Below are 17,975 nucleotides of genomic sequence, written 5' to 3'. Positions count from 1 at the left end.
TCATGGAAAGACCCGTTCGGGTGCGTTTCGCACCCAGCCCCACCGGGCCCCTGCACATCGGGGGCGTCCGCACGGCACTGTATAACTACCTGTTCGCCCGCCGGCACAAAGGCACGATGATCCTCCGCATCGAGGACACCGACTCGCAGCGCTTCGTGCCGGGCGCCGAGGATTACATTCTGGAATCGCTCAAATGGTGCGGCATCGAGATCGACGAGGGCGTCGGCGTCGGAGGGCCCCACGCCCCCTACCGCCAGAGCGAACGGCGCGAGATATACCTCAAATACGCCCTGCAACTCGTCGAAGCCGGGTGGGCCTACTACGCCTTCGACACCGCCGAAGAGCTCGACGCCCTGCGCAAGGAGGCCGAGGCGCGCGGCGAGGCGTTCGCCTATAATTACGCCGTGCGCGAAAAACTGGCCACGTCGCTGGCTCTGCCGGCCGAGGAGGTCAAGGCCCGCATCGACCGCGGGGACCAGTGGGTCATCCGCTTCAGGATGCCCGAGAACGAGGTGGTCGAAATGGACGACCTGATCCGCGGCCATGTGGAGGTCAACACCTCGACGCTGGACGACAAGGTGCTCTACAAGTCGGCCGACGCACTGCCCACCTACCATCTGGCGAACATCGTCGACGACCGTCTGATGGAGGTGTCGCACGTCATCCGCGGCGAGGAGTGGCTCCCGTCGCTGCCCCTGCACTATCTTTTGTACAAGGCCTTCGGATGGACGGACGCACAGCCGCAGTTCGCCCACCTGCCCCTGCTGCTGAAGCCCACGGGCGGCGGCAAGCTCTCGAAGCGCGACGGCGACAAGATGGGATTTCCGGTATTTCCGCTTTTCTGGACCTCCCCGACCGGGGAGACCGCCCACGGATACCGCGAGGACGGCTATTTCCCCGAGGCGTTCATCAACATGCTGGCTCTGCTGGGCTGGAACCCCGGCACGGAGCAGGAGCTGTTCTCGATGCAGGAGCTGATCGACAACTTTTCGCTGGAGAGGGTCTCGAAATCGGGCGCCCGCTTCCAGCCCGACAAGGCCAAGTGGTTCAACGCCCAGTACATGCACCGCAAGACGGACGCCGAGCTGGCTGTCCTCTACCAGCCTGTCCTGCGCGAGCACGGCATCGAGGTGTCGGACGAGCTGGCCGGACGGGCCGCGGGCATCATGAAGGAGCGCGCGACGTTCACGACCGACCTGTGGGACCTCACGTCGTTCTTCTTCGTGGCTCCCGCCGAGTACGAGGAGAAGCAGGCCAAAAAGTACTGGAAAGGCCAGAATCCCGCCATCCTGCGCGAACTGCGCGGCGTATTGGAGGGTATCGACGACTTCTCGCTGGAGAACACCGAGCGCATCGTCCACGGCTGGATCGAGGAGAAAGGCTACGGCATGGGACAGGTGATGAACACCCTGCGGCTGGCGCTCGTGGGCGCCGGGAAAGGCCCCGGGATGTACGATGTGACGTCGTTCATCGGCAAAGAGGAGTGCCTGAAACGCATCGACAACCTATTGAACAACCTAAAACCCGCTGAATAAAATGGTAGCAATCGAACAGAACGTCTGGGGCATGACCCCGGAAGGCGAGGCGATCATCCTCTACACGCTGCGCAACGACTCGGGAGCCGAGGTCCGGCTTTCGAACTACGGCGCCGCGATCGTCTCGGTGACGATGCCCGACCGCGAGGGCCGCATGGCCGACGTGGTGCTGGGCTACAAGCATCCCGAAGGTTATTTCTTCGACGGAGCCGCCTCGGGCAAGAGCGTAGGCCGCTGCGCCAACCGCATCGCCTACGGGCAGATGATGGTCGAAGGCAAGGAATACCGGCTGGAGGTCAACAACGGCGTAAACCACCTGCACGGCGGCACGAAAGGATTCGCCAACCGCGTCTGGGAGAGCCGTGTGGAGACCAACCGTGTGGTGATGTCGCTCGTCTCGGAAGACGGCGACCAAGGCTATCCCGGAGAGCTGTGCGTCGAGGCCGTTTTCGACTTCGACGACGACAACGCGCTGGAGATCACCTATCTGGCCAAAACCGACAAAACGACGGTCGTGAACCTCACCAACCACGTCTATTTCAACCTCGCGGGCGACGGCAGCGGGTCGGTCCTCGACCACGAACTGCGGCTCAACAGCTCGAAGGTGCTGGAGATGAACGACAAGCAGATTCCCACGGGCAAACTGCTCGACGCAGCCGGCACGCCGCAGGACTTTCGGGAATTCCGGACGTTCCGCCCCGGCATCGACTCGGAATTCAACCACATCCGCGACTTCAAGGGTTACGACCATCCGTTCGTCGTCGACAACTGGAAGCCCAACATTTTGGGCGAGGTCGGCGAACTGCGCGAAGCCAAGTCGGGCCGTTCGGTGAAGGTGCTCTCGTCGCAGCCCAGCGTGATGATCTACACGGGCAACTGGCTCGCGGGCGGATGTCCCGAGACCAAGACCGGAGGCCGTTATGCCGACTACGACGGCGTGGCGATGGAGTGCCAGAACTACCCCGACGCCGTGAACCACCCCGAGTTCCCCTCGCCGCTGCTCCGGCCCGGCGAACTCTACTGCCAGAAGATCGTGTTCCGCTTCGGAACGTTCTAAACAGAAAAAGCGGCGGCCCGATGGGCCGCCGCTTCGTTTTACTGCTCCGTCTGTGCGATGATCTGACCGGCCCGCGCCAGCGCGGCATTGATGTGGGGACAGACATTATCGCCTCCGAGAAGTTCGTAGAGACCCGAGCGTTCGAGCGCGGCGCGGACATCGTCGTTGACGCCCGAAAGCACCACCGTGATCTTGTTGCGGTGCGACATTTCGCACAGCGTCGTGAGGTTGTGAATGCCCGTGGAGTCGATGAACGGCACCTTGCGCATGCGGATGATCCGCACCCGGGGACGGTCGCCGATCTGAGCCATCAGCTCCTCGAAACGTGTGGCGATACCGAAGAAATAGGGTCCGTTGATCTCGTAGACCTCCACTCCCTCGGGCACCGCGAGGGGTTCCTCGTGCGTAGCCACGTCGAGCCCCGCCGAAGGGTCGATCTCGTCGCGGATGACCGAGATTTCGGTGGTCTCCATCACCCGTTTCATAAAGAGCACGCAGGCGATCAGCAGGCCCACCTCGATAGCGATCGTCAGGTCGAAGACCACCGTCAGGAAGAAGGTCAGCAGCAGCACCGCGACATCCGAGCGGGGGTTGCGAAGCAGAGCCCGGAAAGTTCGCCAGCCGCTCATATTATAGGCCACGACAGCCAGTACGCCCGCCAGACAAGCCATCGGGATATATTGCGCCAGCGGCATGAACAGCACGAGGATCAGCAGCAGCACCACGGCGTGGACGATACCCGCGACGGGCGTGCGGCCGCCGTTGTTGATGTTGGTCATCGTGCGGGCGATGGCGCCCGTGGCCGGGATGCCGCCGAAGAGCGGCGTCAGCAGGTTGGCGGCGCCCTGCGCGATGAGTTCGGTGTTGGAGTCGTGGCGGTCGTCGATCACGCCGTCGGCCACCGTCGCCGACAACAGCGATTCGATGGCGCCCAGAATGGCGATGGTGACAGCCACGGGGAAGAGGTTGCGGATCGCCTCCCAGTCGATCGCCGGAAGGGCGGCGGCGGGAAGTTCGGCGCGGATGGTGAAGCGGTCGCCGATGGTGTCGATGCCCTCGACACCAGCATAGGTACGCAGAAGCCATACCGCGACGGTCATCACGACGATGGCCACGAGCGATCCGGGAATGCGGCGCATGACGCGCGGCGTGAGGGCGATCAGCAGGATACTCGCGGCGCTCACCGCCACCTCCCAGCCGTTGACCGAACCAAAATGGCGGAAATAGAGCATCCACTTCCCGGCGAAATCGCCCGGAACGGCCTCGCCCCCGAAGTCGAGCCCGAGGAGGTCGGCGACCTGCGTGGTGAAGATCGTCACGGCAATACCGCTCGTGAAGCCCACGATGATCGGATAGGGGATGAATTTGATGACCGTGCCCGGCCGGCAGAGGCCCATGACCAGCAGCAGGACGCCGCCCATGAGCGTGGCGACCAGAAGTCCCGCCTCGCCGTATTGCTGGACGATGCCGTAGATGATGATGATGAAGGCGCCCGTGGGGCCTCCGATCTGCACGCGGCTGCCGCCCAGCAGCGAAACGACGAATCCGGCGATCACGGCGGTGATGATGCCCTTTTCGGGCGAGACGCCCGAGGCGATGCCGAAGGCGATGGCCAGCGGCAGGGCGACGATGCCGACAATGACGCCGGCCATCAGGTCGCGCAGGAAATCCGCGCGGGAATAACCCTTCAGCGTATCGAAGAGCTTGGGTCTGAATGACATGACTTTCATCTGTAACGGGTAATTTTCAATGAAGCCGCAAAATTAATCAAAAAATTTCAAAATCCGCCCCAAAAACACTATCTTTGCCCCGATATTTCAAAGGGGTGCCTTACTGTCAGGCTGAGATTATACCCATTGAACCGGAGACGGGTAATGCCGAGACCGGGACGAAGCGTAATCAACAACTCATACCCCTTTTCAGTCTATTAACTTAAAAAGTTTAACGATGAAAAGGATTTTTCTGATTCTTGCGGCTGCCGCGCTCTGCCCGGCCGCACAACTGCACGCGGAAGATTTACCCGAACGGAGCGGAAATGCGGCTCCGAACGGCACAACGGCTCCGACGCCCGAAAAACCGGCGTCCGGTGCCGATGATTCGGTGCGGATGTACCGTTTGCAGGAGGTCGAGGTGACCGCCACGCGGGCCTCCCGAAACACTCCCGTAGCCTATTCCGACATCACGCGCAGCGAGATCGCCCGCAACAGCTACGGGTTCGACATTCCCTCGCTGATCGCTTTCACCCCCTCGGTCGTGGCGACGAACGAGACCGGCATCGGCATCGGCGGAACGGCCATCCGCCTGCGCGGCACGGACGCCACGCGCATCAACGTCACGATCAACGGCGTGGCGATGAACAACCCCGATTCGCACTCGATGTACTGGTACGACACCCCCGACCTGATTTCGTCGGTGGGGACCGTGCAGGTGCAACGCGGCGCGGGTATTTCGACCAACGGCACGGGAGCCTTCGGCGGCGCTATCAATATGTCGACCGACGCCCTGCAGACCGAATTCGGAGGCGACGCATCGCTCTCCTACGGCTCATACAACACCAACAAGCAGGCCGTACACCTCTCGTCGGGTCTGATGGGCGGTCACTGGACCCTCGATGCACGGCTGACGCACATCGGATCGGACGGCTACATCGACCGCGGAGCCACGGACCTCAAATCCTACATGTTTCAGGCCGGGTATTACAACGGCAACACGATGCTCAAATTCCTTTCGTTCGGCGGCAAGGCCAAGACCGGCCTCACCTACACGGGCGTTACGAAGGAGCAGATGCGCCTCAACGGCCGGCGGTTCCAGACCGAAGGCATGTATTACACCTCCAACGGCCCGCACTCCTATTATTACATGGACGACGACAAGGTGGAGCGCGCCACGGTAGGCTATTACGACGACCAGACGGACAACTACCTGCAGATCAACAACCAGCTGGTGCTCTCCCACCGTTTCAACGAGAAGTGGACCTTGAACGCCACGGGATTCTACACCTACGGCTACGGTTTCTACAAACAATATAAGGACGGGCGCACGCTGTCCGAATACCTCAACATCCCGACCGAAGTCGCGGCCGGGAAAGAGGCCGACCTCATCCGCGAAAAGCTGATGCGCAACCACTTAGGAGGTCTGAACGCCTCGGCGTCCTATTCGGTACGCAACCTCGATCTCACCTTCGGAGCGTCGTACAGCTACTACTCCTGCCCCCACTGGGGTACGCTCGACTGGGTGGACGGACTGGAAAGCAGTCAGATCGGCGGCCGCTGGTACGACAACGACGTGGACAAGCACGACGCCAACGTCTTCGCCCGCGCATCGTGGACCGTCGCCCGGGGACTGCGCCTTTTCGGCGACCTCCAGTACCGTTATGTCAGCTATCAGGCGTGGGGCGTCAACGACAACTTCGTTTCGGAGGAGGTCGGCATGCAGCCCATCGACGTGGACAAGACCTATCACTTCTTCAATCCCCGTGTGGGCATCAGTTACACGCTCGCCGAGTGCAACAACTTCTACCTCTCGTTCGCCGTGGCCCAGAAGGAACCCACGCGCAGCGACTTCACCGACCGCTACATGTTCGCCGAGGCCAACACCTACCCCTCGTCGGAGAAGCTCTACGACTGGGAGCTGGGCTACCAGTACACGGCTCCGCGCCTTTCGCTGGGCGTGAACTTCTACTACATGAAGTACAAGGACCAACTGGTGCCGACGGGCCGCATCAACGACGGCTACGACTCGCTGAACGACAACGTGGCGGACAGCTACCGCCGGGGCGTGGAGCTGTCGGCGGCGTGGCGCGCGACGGGATGGTTCACCGTGGGAGCCAACGCCACCTTCTCGCAGAACCGCATCGAAAACTATGTGCACCGGGTGGTCGATTACGACACTTCGGGCGACGTGGCCGGGTATTACGGCTATCACACCGTCGAGATGGGGACCACGCGCCTCTCCTACTCGCCCAAGACCATCGCCGCGCTGCTGCTCGACTTCCACCACAAAGGGTTCGAGGCCGTGTTACACACGCAGTATGTCAGCAAGCAGTATTTCACCAACTACGAGAATCCCGACATGATGCTCGACGCCTACTGCGTGACCAACCTCAACCTCGCCTATACGTTCCGCACGAAGGCGGCGCGCAGCGTGCGGCTGGGACTGCTGGTCAACAACCTCTTCAACACCGAGTACGAAAGCAACGGATACGGCTATTCGGAATATACCGGAGGAAAGCAGATCGACAACGCGTTCTACTTCCCGCAGGCGCCGCTCAACGTACTGGCGAACGTAACGGTGAAATTTTAGCCCGCCGGCGTCTTACGCCGGCCCGCTTAAGAAGCGGGATTTAGGGGCTGCGGCGGCCTATTGCACATCAGAACGCAATTTCCGCTACGACCCACTCTAAAACCCGCCTCTTAGGCGGGCGGATAATAAATGATAACGATGGATTGGAAACTCATCCTGCAAATCGCAGGGGTCTTGCTGGGACTTACCTATCTCTGGCTCGAATACCGCGCCGACATCCGGCTGTGGATCGTGGGTCTCGTGATGCCCGTGGTACACGGCACGCTCTATTTCAAGGCGGGGTTGTATGCCGACTGCTCGATGCAGGTCTACTATGTGCTGGCCGGGCTGTACGGTTGGGCGGTATGGCGCCGTGCGCGGCGGCACGCTGCTCCGAAAGCTCCGAAGAAAGTCCCTGCGGAGATCGTTCACACGCCCCTGCGGCAGATTCCGGGGCTCGTCGGGGTCTACGCCGCGGCCCATGCGGCCATCTACCTGCTGCTGGTGTATTTCACCAACAGCACCGTACCCTTCTGGGACGCCGGGACCACGGCCGCCAGCATCGTGGCGATGTGGATGCTCTCGCGCAAACAGGTCGAACAATGGCTCGTGTGGCTGGCCGTAGACGTCGTGACGGCGGGGCTTTATTTATATAAGGAGATTCCGCTCACCGCAGGGCTCTACGCCCTCTATTCGGCGCTGGCCGTCGCAGGTTATCTCCGCTGGAGGAAACAAGCCCGCGTAAGACGCGGGTTTTAGGGGCGGCGGCAGGAGTTCCCGTATCGGAGCAAGAGTTGCGCTACCCGCCTAAAAGGCGGGTTTTAGGGGGCGACCGACCTTCGGATGGTTCCGGGCCGGATACCGCCTACCTGCGTAAAACGCGGGATTTAGCGTGGGTCGTAGCGGAAATCGCGTCTGATGTGCAAAAGTCTCCGCAGCCCCTAAATCCCGCCTCTTAGACGGGCAGGCCGTGTTGGTCTATATAGCGCAGAATCTCCTCGCGGCGGGCCCGGGGCGTGACGTTCTGCCGCAGGACCAGCAGGTAGGAGTTGCGGATCTGTTCGCGGATGAAAGCGTCGGGCAGGTCGCCCGTGGTGCCGATGCCGTTCCAGTGCACCTTGTTGAAATGAAACGCCGGATTCACCTCCGCATACCGCTCGCGCAGCGCAATGGCCTCGTCGGGGTCGCACTTCACGGCAATCCACTCGAACGCCTCCATATCGGCGCAGGCGTACATCCTGCCGCCGATCTTATAGACCAGTGTGGTCTCGTCGAAAGGGGTCGTCTCTTCGGTCAGGGGCAGCGACAGGCAGTAGTCGCGGAAACTCAAAACATCCATAACAAGCTATTTTGTGCGAATATAGCGATTTTTTTGGCACACGGATTGCGTTCTCTCAGAAGTAAAACCAAAATCAAGGTAAAAATGAAAAAAATTCTCCTCTGTGTCCCCCTGCTGGCCATGTTCGCCGCAGGCCTCGTCGGCTGCTCGCAGCAACGCCAATGGAACCACGAACAGCGCAAAGCCATGCGCGAAGCGCTGCGCAGCTACCGCCAGATGGTTTACCTCGACGACCTGACCGACGCCGAATTCGTAGTGTTCACCGACGACGTGGCCGGTCAGCTCGAAAACAGCTATCCGGTCTATGTGGAATTCGTCGAGATGCAGGGCGTGGACGACACGGTCGATATGGTCGTCGTATCGACCATCGTCGATGAACTCGATGCCGACGCCCACAACATGCGCCACATCTATCCTTACAGCACCCTCGTCGCACAGGGCGTGCTTCCGGCGGGTCTGGACCGCTCCCAGCAGAAGGCGTTCTACGAATGCTTCGCCGGAAAGGTCAACGCGGCCTACGCCACGACGGACCAGTTCTTCAACGCCATTCTGGCCGACACGACCGACCTGTCGCAGATCCGCCAAATGGAGAGCCAGTGCGCCAACGATCTTTTCAGTTGGGTGGTGACCGAGGTGGATATCACCGAAACCATTCCCGCCGCCCCGGCAGCAGCTCCGGCCCAAAAGAAATAGCCGGGGTTCAATACGATAAAACGGCGCGTCCCTTATTTTAGGGCGCGTCATTTTTTTGCGGTTGTAAGCAATAACGCAGATTGCTCCCCGCCGCCAACGGCGGCGAATAATCCGGCCCGGCGAAAAAAGCGTCAAGAAAGATGCGGACTAAAAGCGCGAACGGAGGGGACGGTTTGCTTGCAAACCCGCGAATAGTCGCCCGGAGTCAGCGTTAGGCCGCGTCTTTTAGCTTTTTTCGTCTGCCGGTCGGTTTTTACGCCGCTTTTTGCCGACCAAAAAGCGGCAAAATCTCGCGGTAACAACCGCGACCAATGCTTTTTTACCCTAAAAAATGCGATGTGTGCGCACACACTTGCGATTTTGGAAAATTATGCGTAGATTTGCGGTAGAAACTTCAAACCCGCTGCCGAATCATGGCTGACAACGAAAATACGACGGTCCGCATCGTCGACATCGCCCGCATGGCGGGGGTGTCGGTAGCTACCGTCGACCGCGTGATCCACAACCGCGGCAAGGTCTCGGAGGAGAACCTCGCACGCATCAACGAAGTGCTTCACGCCGTGAACTACCGCCCCAACCTGATCGCCCGTTCGCTGGCCTCGGGCCGCCAATATACGCTGGCCGTGGTGATGCCCCGCTTCGCGCAGGGCGAATACTGGGCCGATTTCGACGCCGGAATCGTCCGTGCCGAGGCCGAAGCCCGGCGTTACAACATCGCGGTCCGCAAGTTCGTCTTCGACCAATACGACCGCTCGTCGTGCGAGAAACTGCTCGCGCAACTGCGCGACGAAGCGTTCGACGGCGCAGTGATCGCCACGCTTTTTGCCGAGACGGTCGCCCCCTTCGCACACGAACTCGACCGGAGGGGCATCCCCTATGTGTTTGTCGATTCGAACATCCCGGAATGCAACCAACTGGCCTATTTCGGCACTTCGTCGTTCGATGCCGGAGTGGTCGCCGCGAGATTGCTGTTCGACCGTCTCGACCCCGGTTCCGACATCGTCGTGGGCAACATCATCCACCGCGGCGACGGAGGTTCGAATCAGGGCCGCAGCCGCGAGGAGGGATTCCGCAGCTACCTCCGGGAAAAAGGATTCCGGGGACAGCTCCACTACGCCGCGCTGCGGCTCGACGACGAGGATTACAACCGCGAGGTGCTCGACGACCTGTTCCTCAAACACCACGCGATCGCCGGAGCCGTGACTTTCAATTCGACGTGCTACATTCTGGCGGGCTACCTCGCGGCACGCCGCCGCACGGACGTCCGGCTGGTGGGCTACGACGTCATCCGCCGCAACGGGCAGATGCTCGACGCGGGCGTGGTGACGGCCTTGGTAGCCCAGCGCCCCGAGGCGCAGGGCTACCGCGGGGTGATGGCCTTGTGCGAATGGCTGGTCGAGGGACGCCGCCCCGAGGCGCCGGTCAACCACATGCCGATCGACATTCTGCTGAAAGAGAACATTCAATATTATAAAAACAACCTTATCTGAAAAACCATGAAAAATCTGTTTGACATCCGTGGCCGCGTCGTCGTCGTGACGGGCGGGGCCGGCATTCTGGGCCGCTCGATCTGCGAATACCTCGCCGAGCAGGGGGCTAAAGTCGTCGTTCTCGACCGCGACGAGCAGTCGGGCGAGGCGCTTGCGTCGTCGATCCGCGAGAAGGGCGGCGAGGCGCTGTTCCTCGTGACCGACGTACTGAACCGCGAAGTGCTCGTTTCGAACCGCGAGGCGATCCTCAAGGCTTACGGCTGCATCGACATCCTCCTGAATGCCGCCGGCGGCAACATGGGCGGCGCGACGATCGCCCCCGACAAGTCGTTCCTCGATCTGGAGATCGACGCCTTCAAGAAGGTCGTGGACCTCAACCTCTTCGGCACGGTGCTGCCCACGACGGTCTTCGGCGAGGCCATGACGGCCCGCAAGAAGGGCGTGATCGTCAACTTCTGCTCCGAATCGGCCCTGCGTCCGCTGACCCGCGTGGTGGGCTACGGCGCCGCGAAAGCCGCCATCGGCAACTACACGAAATACATGGCTGCCGAGCTGGCCATGAAGTTCAGCCCCGAAATGCGCGTTAACGCCATCGTCCCGGGCTTCCTGCTGACGAACCAGAACCGCACGCTGCTGACGAACCCCGACGGTTCGTACACCGACCGTGCGCGGACGATCATCGCCCACACCCCCGCCGGCCGCTTCGCCGAGCCCGAGGAGCTGCTGGGTACGATCCACTACCTCATCAGCGACGCTTCGTCGTTCGTGACGGGCGCGCTGGCCGTCGTCGACGGCGGTTTCGACGCATTCTCTATTTAGTGAATAACCAATCGGCGCGTCATTCCGGTCGCGTGCGACAAGCCCCTCCCGAGGGAGGGGTTTAGGGTGGGGTCAGACTTGTAAACACGGCCAGAGGCCGTGAGTCGAAACCGCCCGGAGCGATCGGAGGGACGAGCTTTAAAACTGCATTCAGCCATGTATCTATGTAAGCAATCTTGGCGGTGGTACGGTCCGAACGACCCCGTATCGCTGGAGGATATCCGCCAAGCCGGAGCCACGGACATCGTGACCGCCCTCCACCACATTCCCAACGGCGAAGTATGGACCGTCGAGGAGATTCAAAAACGCCAGCAGACGGTCGCCGACGCGGGCCTCACATGGTCGGTCGTCGAGAGCGTTCCCGTTCACGAGCACATCAAGACCCGCACGGGCGACTTCCAGCGCTATATCGAGAACTACAAACAGTCGATCCGCAACCTCGCGGCCTGCGGCGTGAAGGTCATCACCTATAACTTCATGCCCGTTCTGGACTGGACGCGCACGAACCTCGCCTACGAGCTGCCCGACGGATCGCGCGCCCTGCGCTTCGAGCGTGCGGCGTTCCTCGCCTTCGACCTCCACATCCTCAAGCGTCCCGGCGCCGAGCAGGAGTACACCGAGGCCGAGCGCGCCATCGCCAAGGCCCGTTTCGAGCAGATGGACGCCGCGGAGATCGAACTCATCACCCGCAACATGATCGCGGGCCTGCCCGGTTCGGAGGAGAGTTTCACGCTGGAGCAGTTCCAGCAGGAACTGGACCGCTACAAGGGCGTCGATGCGGAGACCCTCCGTGCGAACCTCATCGCGTTCCTCAAGGAAGTAGCCCCTGTCGCCGACGAGGCGGGCGCCGTGCTGGCCATCCACCCCGACGATCCCCCCTACCCGATTCTCGGCCTGCCGCGCATCCTCTCCACGGAATCCGATTTCGAGAAGCTGGTAGCGGCCGTTCCCAACATTTCGAACGGTCTGTGCCTCTGCACGGGATCGTTCGGCGTCTCGGCGAAGAACGACCTGCCGGGGATGATGCTCCGTCAGGGCGACCGGGTGAATTTCGTCCACCTGCGCTCGACGCAGCGCGATGCCGAGGGCAATTTCTACGAAGCCAACCACCTCGAAGGCGACGTGCCGATGTACGACGTGATGAAAGCCCTGCTGGAGATTCAGCAGCGCCGCGGCATCTCGATCCCGATGCGTCCCGACCACGGTCATCAGATGATCGACGACCTGAAAAAGAAGACCAATCCGGGTTATTCGTGTCTGGGCCGCCTGCGCGGTCTGGCCGAGCTGCGCGGTCTGGAGCTGGGCATCGCCCGATCGCTCTACGCCGACAAGTAATCCCGCCTATATGAGAAACGGGGACCTGACTGATGTCAGGTCCCCGTTTCTTTACATGGTATACTTAACAAGAGGCTTTCTCGAAGAAATCGCGCCCTACAACGATCCGCACGGCCTGATGGAGCACCGAGAATTCGAGGGGCGTATGCCCCAGCGGCTCGCCGTCGATCTCGACCGACCCCTCGGGCGACGATTCGATGCGGATGCGGCTGCCGCGCTCCTGCAAGATGTGGCGGATGCGGTAGATGCCGCCGTTGAAGAGGTAGTGGAAGCGGAACAGCAGGTGCCAGAAATGCACCGGGCGGATCAGCGACAGGTCGAGCATACCGTCGTCGGCAACCGCCTCGGGCAACTGCTGGATGCCGCCGCCGTTGAATTTACAGATGCCCACAGCCGCCGACAGCAGCAGGTTGTTGTAGACCAGCCGGTCGTCGACCCAGACCTTGACACCCGTGGACTTGTAACGGAAGAAATTCTTCACCAGACACCACGTATAGCGCCAGCGGCTCTTGTGGCCCTTCTTTTTCAGGTGCGAGAGCTTGCGCACGACATGGGCGTCGAAGCCCGCTCCGGCGACATTGGCCATGTAGCGGCTCTGGCGGTAGTGAGCCTCCTCGTAGGAGACCACCCCGACGTCCTGCAGGAACGAACAGCCCTCGCTGATGGCTTTCACGGCGTCCTGATAACGGTTCGAAATGCCGAACGTGCGGACCCAGTCGTTGCCCGTGCCGACGGCCACCACAGCCAGCAGCACATCGCTGGGGCACACCTCCTGCTGGATGAACAGCCCGTTCACCACCTCGTGCAGCGTACCGTCGCCGCCCACGACGATGATGCGGCGGTAGCCCTCGCGCACGGCCCACACGGTGAGTTCCGTGGCGTGGAACTTATGCTCCGTGAAGACCGGTTCGCAAAGGATATGCGCATCGCGCAGGTGCTTCGAGATCTGCGGAAAATGGTCGAGCCCGCGGCCGCCTCCGGCCACGGGATTGACGATGACGAACCAAGTTTCGGAATTGGCTGCCACGCTGCGTCTACTTTTCGGGAATGTTGCGCAGCGTGTCTACCAGAAAGTCGTAGAACTTGCCGACCGAAGCGATCTGAACCTTTTCGTCGGGCGAGTGGGGATAGCAGATCGTCGGACCGAACGAGATCATGTCCATCTTGGGGTATTTGCTGCCGATGATGCCGCACTCCAGTCCGGCGTGAATGGCCGTCACGGCGGGTTTCTTGCCGTAGAGCGCTTCGTAGGAGGCGGTCATGGCTTTCAGGATCGGCGACTCCATATTGGGGTTCCAGCCGTCGTAGGAGCCCGTCAGGTCGGTCTTGGCACCGGCCAGCGCGAAGACCGCGGCCATGGCCTCGCCCAGCGCCGCCTTCTCCGTACCCACCGAACTGCGCAGCAGGCATTGGAGTTTCACGGTCTTGCCGTCCGACACCACGCGCGCAAGGTTCGTCGAGGTCTGCACCAGTCCGGGCATCGCCATCGACATCTTCTGCACCCCGTCGGGGCAGGCGACCACGGCCTTCGTGAGATTGGCGGCGACCTCCTTCGGAAGCATCTCCGCCGGTTTGTCGCACTCCTTGACCTTGATCGACACTGCATCCTCGATACCGGCGTATTCGGCCTTGACGACCTTTTCATAGGCTTTCAGCGCCTTGGCGAACCCGTCGTAGTCCTTGGTCCTGACCAGCACTACGGCCTCGGCCTCGCGCGGAATGGCATTGCGCAGACCGCCGCCGTCCACCGACGCCAGCAGTACGTCGCACGGCGAGGCGTTCAGGAAACGGAACAGCACCTTGTTGGCGTTGGCGCGCTGGCAGACGATCTGAATGCCCGAGTGGCCGCCCTTGAGCCCTTTCACCGTGATCTTTGCAGCGGTATAGTTGCGGGCGGGCGTCGGCTCGGCCTTGTACTTGAACGTGACGTTGGCGTCGAGTCCTCCGGCGCAGCCCACATAGAGTTCGCCCTCCTCCTCGGAGTCGAGGTTCAGCAGGATGTCGCCTTTGAGAAGTCCCTTTTTCAGCCCGAAAGCGCCGTCCATGCCGGTCTCCTCGGTGGCCGTGAAGAGCGCCTCCAGCGGGCCGTGTTTCAAGGTCTTGTCCTCCAGCACCGCGAGGATCGCCGCCGCGCCGATGCCGTTGTCGGCCCCGAGCGTCGTGCCGTCGGCCGTCACCCAGTCGCCGTCGATGTAGGCGTCGATGGGGTCTTTCGTGAAGTCGAACTGCTTGTCGTTGTTCTTCTGCGGCACCATGTCGAGGTGCGCCTGCAGGATCACGCCCTTGCGGTTCTCCATCCCCTTCGAGGCGGGTTTCGAGACATAGACGTTGTGCGCCGCGTCCTCCTTGCATTCGAGGCCCTGCGCGCGGGCGAAATCGAGGATGTATTTGCGGATCTTCTCCTCGTGGTACGAGGGACGCGGAATGCGGACGATCTCCGCAAAATGTTTCCAGACGAGCGCCGGTTTCAGCGCCGTTAAATTACGATCCATAGCTTATTCTGTTTTTGGGTTTGAATGTTCGGGTTCCGTATGTTTGTCGAACGCCTCGACGATGTGTTTCACCAGCGGATGGCGCACGATGTCGCGCTTGTCGAACTCCACGATGCCGATGTCGGCGATGCCGCGCAGAATCTCCATCGTGCGGACCAGTCCGCTGTCGCTCCGGCGGGGCAGGTCGATCTGCGTCACGTCGCCCGTGACGATGAACCGCGCGTTGCGGCCCATGCGCGTGAGGAACATCTTAATCTGCGACAAGGTGGTGTTCTGCGCCTCGTCCAGAATGACGAAAGCATTGTCCAGCGTGCGGCCGCGCATGTAGGCCAGCGGGGCGATCTGCACGGTCCCGTCCTCGAGGAACTTCTGGAGTTTGACGGGCGGGATCATGTCGTTCAGCGCATCGTACAACGGTTGCAGGTAGGGATCGAGTTTCTCCTTCATGTCGCCGGGCAGAAAGCCCAGCTTCTCGCCCGCCTCGACAGCCGGGCGCGTGAGGATGATGCGCCGCACCTGCTTCTCTTTCAGGGCGCGGACGGCCAGCGCAATGGCCGTGTAGGTCTTGCCCGAGCCGGCGGGACCCACGGCGAACAGCAGGTCGTTCTTGTCGTAGAGTTTGACGAGCCGCTGCTGGTTGACGGTCCGGGCCCGGACGATGTTGCCGTTGTTGCCGTAGACGATCACGTCCTTGTCCACCGGGGCGTCGTCCTGCGTGATGCCGCCCGAGAAGCACTGGTCGATCACCTGCGACGAGACATGCCCGTACTTGAGGTAATAGGCCACCAGCGAGTCCATGCGTTTGGCGAACCGCCGGGTCTCGGCCTCGGAGCCGAGGACCTTGAGCGACGAGCCGCGGGCCACGACTTTCAGCGCGGGGTGCAGCGATTTGATCTGTTCGAGGTAGACGTTCTGCGCCCCGTACAACTCGCGGGGATCGACGCCTTCGATGAGTATTTCCTTTCCGACTGTTTCCGTCATAGATCAGAATAGATAGCCGAAGCTGAGCGCAACATTATAGGTACGAAGTTTATCGAGCTGGCTTCCGTCGGGCAGCACCACCTCGTGCTTCGAACGGAACTGGCCGTTGTAACGCAGGTCGATCAGCAGGTGGCGCATCAGCACCACCCCGGCCCCCACCGTGTAGGAGAGCGTCGGACGGATGCGCCCGAAGTCGAGCAGATCGCCGCCCGACTTCTGCTTGCAGTCGTTCATCACCGTGAAGACCGGACCGGCATAGATGCGCACGGGCTTCAGCAGGCGGAACGACGCCAGCACCGGAACGTCGATCGAGTTCGACTTGAGGTTGATCTCCTTCGCCCCTTCGGGACGGATGCGGAGCCCCTGCCGGACGTAGAGTATCTGCGGCTCGACGGCGAAAGCCCCGAGGTTGACGGCCGTGACGATACCGGCCTGCCAGCCCAGTTTGTTCTTCACGTCGGCGGCTTTCATGTTGGTCGTGTAGTCGGGAATGTTGATACCCCCGACGACGCCCCATTCCACCCGGGCGCGGGGTTTCTGCGCGGCGGCGCTCAGCACGGCGCCTCCAAGCAACAGGGTCAGTACGATCTTGCGTATCATAGTCAGCGTTTGGTTTTCAGTTTGACGGAGGCCCAGAGCATGTAGCCGACGCATGCGGCGACGAACAGCATCCCCAGATGCGGATTGCCCGAAGCGCGGATGATCGCGCCGCAGACGGGTCCCGAGACCGCTCCGGCCGAGATGGCCATAATCATCAGCCCGGCCACTTCGTTGGCGCTCCCGGGCACGGCCTTGGTCGCCACGGCATAGAATGTGGCAAAGACGCACGCCATGCCGAAGCCCAGCAGCCCGACGGCGGCATAGATCGCCGCCTCGTTGCGCACGAACAGCAGCGCGATGCACAGCGCCAGCGCCCCGGCCATGTTCCAGCCGAGGTATTTCACGTCGGAGACGTGCACCAGCACCCATGCGCCGATGAGTGTTCCGACGATGCGGCAGGCGTAGAATCCCGTGGTGGTGAGGATCGACGAGGGGTTGTCGATCAGCCGCACCGAGAGGAATCCGATACCCACGTCGGCGGCGATGAACGCCGCCACGCCCAGCGTCGAGAGCAGTACGGCGCGGTTTTTCAGCAGGCGGAAACAGTCGGCCAGCGACGCGGCGCGTCCCATCTGCGCGGGTTCCGGCACCGCGGTCAGTTGCAGCCAGATGCCGCCCACAACGGTCAGTCCGGCGTAGATGGGCAGCAGGAGCCGCCACGACCCCGTCAGGGCGACGAGCCCCGTGACGATCGGGGCCAGCAGCAGGAGCGAGGTGTTGCGAAATATCTGGCCGACGGTCAGGTAGCTGGTCATCCGCTCGCCGGGAACGATGGTCGCCAGCAGGGGGTTGACGGCCACCTGAATCGCCGTATTGCCGATGCCCAGCAGTCCGAAGCCTGCGAAATACCACCCCAGCGCGCAGTCGGCGCCCGCGGCGAAAGGCACCGTCAGCCCCGCGATCGTGAATCCGTAGCCGACCAGCGCCGTGGCCTTCCGGCCCCAGCGGTTCATCAGCGCGGCGACGGGGGTCGAGAGCACCAGAAACCAGAGGAACACCATCGTCGGCAGGAAACTCACGGCAGCCTGCCGTTCGGCCGGGAATTCGGCGGCGATGCGGCCCGTGATGGGCGCCACCATGTCGCAGAATCCCATGATGAAAAAGCCCGCAAGCACGGGCCCGAGCAACTTCTTATCGACTTTGTCTACGCTCATCCGAGGCGGAATTTCGGGTTTCAAATTTTTCAAAGTTACGTTTTTTTCTCTAAAAAACGCGTTCGGGACACCGTTTATTTCCCAATTGCGTATCTTTGCTGCCGACAATGAACAAAAAACGTGCAAGATACGCCCTGTCCGCACAAAGCGTCCCGCCCGTTTGGAAATAACCGCGGATTTTCGTATATTTGGTCTCATA

Annotated in this window: 15 protein-coding genes; 8 read left to right on the top strand and 7 right to left on the bottom strand. The window is 61.7% G+C overall.

Going from position 1 to position 17,975, the window contains the following annotated elements:
- Positions 1-2: 2 nt before the first annotated feature.
- Together gltX and BN5935_RS09875 are read left to right on the top strand one after the other, a co-directional pair.
- Entirely contained in the window at positions 3-1,535 is a 1,533-nt protein-coding gene (gene gltX / locus BN5935_RS09880; RefSeq protein ID WP_064975965.1) for a glutamate--tRNA ligase, read from the top strand.
- Position 1,536: 1 nt separating this feature from the next.
- Positions 1,537-2,592 (top strand): aldose epimerase family protein, encoded by a 1,056-nt coding sequence (locus BN5935_RS09875; RefSeq protein ID WP_064975964.1) that lies wholly within the window; start codon positions 1,537-1,539, stop codon positions 2,590-2,592.
- Positions 2,593-2,630: 38 nt separating this feature from the next.
- Here BN5935_RS09875 and BN5935_RS09870 read toward each other — a convergent pair whose 3' ends face one another.
- Complete coding sequence (locus tag BN5935_RS09870) at positions 2,631-4,322, bottom strand: SulP family inorganic anion transporter (RefSeq protein WP_064975963.1); 1,692 nt, start codon at positions 4,320-4,322, stop codon at positions 2,631-2,633.
- A gap of 217 nt (positions 4,323-4,539) precedes the next feature.
- On the opposite strand from BN5935_RS09870, the gene BN5935_RS09865 reads away from it, so the two are divergent.
- Both BN5935_RS09865 and pnuC read left to right on the top strand, forming a co-directional pair.
- Positions 4,540-6,894: a TonB-dependent receptor gene (locus tag BN5935_RS09865; RefSeq protein WP_064975962.1), complete on the top strand. Its 2,355-nt coding sequence runs from the start codon at positions 4,540-4,542 to the stop codon at positions 6,892-6,894.
- A 138-nt stretch (positions 6,895-7,032) separates the two neighbouring features.
- Positions 7,033-7,632, top strand: a complete 600-nt coding sequence (gene pnuC, locus BN5935_RS09860) for a nicotinamide riboside transporter PnuC (protein WP_064976916.1) — start codon at positions 7,033-7,035, stop codon at positions 7,630-7,632.
- A 196-nt stretch (positions 7,633-7,828) separates the two neighbouring features.
- Here pnuC and BN5935_RS09855 read toward each other — a convergent pair whose 3' ends face one another.
- Positions 7,829-8,212 (bottom strand): MmcQ/YjbR family DNA-binding protein, encoded by a 384-nt coding sequence (locus tag BN5935_RS09855; RefSeq protein ID WP_064975961.1) that lies wholly within the window; start codon positions 8,210-8,212, stop codon positions 7,829-7,831.
- A gap of 84 nt (positions 8,213-8,296) precedes the next feature.
- On the opposite strand from BN5935_RS09855, the gene BN5935_RS09850 reads away from it, so the two are divergent.
- The 4 genes from BN5935_RS09850 to uxuA all read left to right on the top strand — a co-directional run bounded on the left by BN5935_RS09850 (position 8,297) and on the right by uxuA (position 12,549).
- Positions 8,297-8,905 (top strand): hypothetical protein, encoded by a 609-nt coding sequence (locus BN5935_RS09850; protein ID WP_064975960.1) that lies wholly within the window; start codon positions 8,297-8,299, stop codon positions 8,903-8,905.
- 413 nt (positions 8,906-9,318) lie between these two features.
- Complete coding sequence (locus BN5935_RS09845; RefSeq protein ID WP_064975959.1) at positions 9,319-10,395, top strand: LacI family DNA-binding transcriptional regulator; 1,077 nt, start codon at positions 9,319-9,321, stop codon at positions 10,393-10,395.
- A gap of 6 nt (positions 10,396-10,401) precedes the next feature.
- Positions 10,402-11,214, top strand: coding sequence for an SDR family oxidoreductase (locus BN5935_RS09840; RefSeq protein WP_064975958.1), 813 nt, complete (start codon positions 10,402-10,404; stop codon positions 11,212-11,214).
- Positions 11,215-11,370: 156 nt separating this feature from the next.
- Complete coding sequence (gene uxuA, locus BN5935_RS09835) at positions 11,371-12,549, top strand: mannonate dehydratase (protein ID WP_064975957.1); 1,179 nt, start codon at positions 11,371-11,373, stop codon at positions 12,547-12,549.
- 64 nt (positions 12,550-12,613) lie between these two features.
- Here uxuA and BN5935_RS09830 read toward each other — a convergent pair whose 3' ends face one another.
- Genes BN5935_RS09830 through BN5935_RS09810 form a run of 5 tightly spaced genes read right to left on the bottom strand, consistent with a single transcriptional unit; the run spans position 12,614 to position 17,776 of the window.
- The gene (locus BN5935_RS09830; RefSeq protein ID WP_064975956.1) at positions 12,614-13,576 is read right to left on the bottom strand and encodes a diacylglycerol/lipid kinase family protein; all 963 of its coding nucleotides are present in this window, start codon (positions 13,574-13,576) and stop codon (positions 12,614-12,616) included.
- Positions 13,577-13,583: 7 nt separating this feature from the next.
- The gene (locus BN5935_RS09825) at positions 13,584-15,041 is read right to left on the bottom strand and encodes an aminoacyl-histidine dipeptidase (RefSeq protein ID WP_064975955.1); all 1,458 of its coding nucleotides are present in this window, start codon (positions 15,039-15,041) and stop codon (positions 13,584-13,586) included.
- Positions 15,042-15,044: 3 nt separating this feature from the next.
- Complete coding sequence (locus BN5935_RS09820) at positions 15,045-16,022, bottom strand: PhoH family protein (RefSeq protein WP_064975954.1); 978 nt, start codon at positions 16,020-16,022, stop codon at positions 15,045-15,047.
- Between the two features lie 3 nt (positions 16,023-16,025).
- The gene (locus BN5935_RS09815) at positions 16,026-16,622 is read right to left on the bottom strand and encodes a porin family protein (protein ID WP_064975953.1); all 597 of its coding nucleotides are present in this window, start codon (positions 16,620-16,622) and stop codon (positions 16,026-16,028) included.
- A gap of 2 nt (positions 16,623-16,624) precedes the next feature.
- Positions 16,625-17,776 carry an MFS transporter gene (locus BN5935_RS09810; protein WP_064975952.1) on the bottom strand — a complete coding sequence of 384 codons (1,152 nt, stop codon included), beginning with the start codon at positions 17,774-17,776 and terminating at the stop codon, positions 16,625-16,627.
- Between the last annotated feature and the right edge of the window lie 199 nt (positions 17,777-17,975).

The organism is Alistipes provencensis, from assembly GCF_900083545.1.
Taxonomy (GTDB): domain Bacteria; phylum Bacteroidota; class Bacteroidia; order Bacteroidales; family Rikenellaceae; genus Alistipes; species Alistipes provencensis.
Note: the sequence above shows the minus strand (reverse complement) of the source record. Positions and strands in the feature narration are given on the sequence as shown.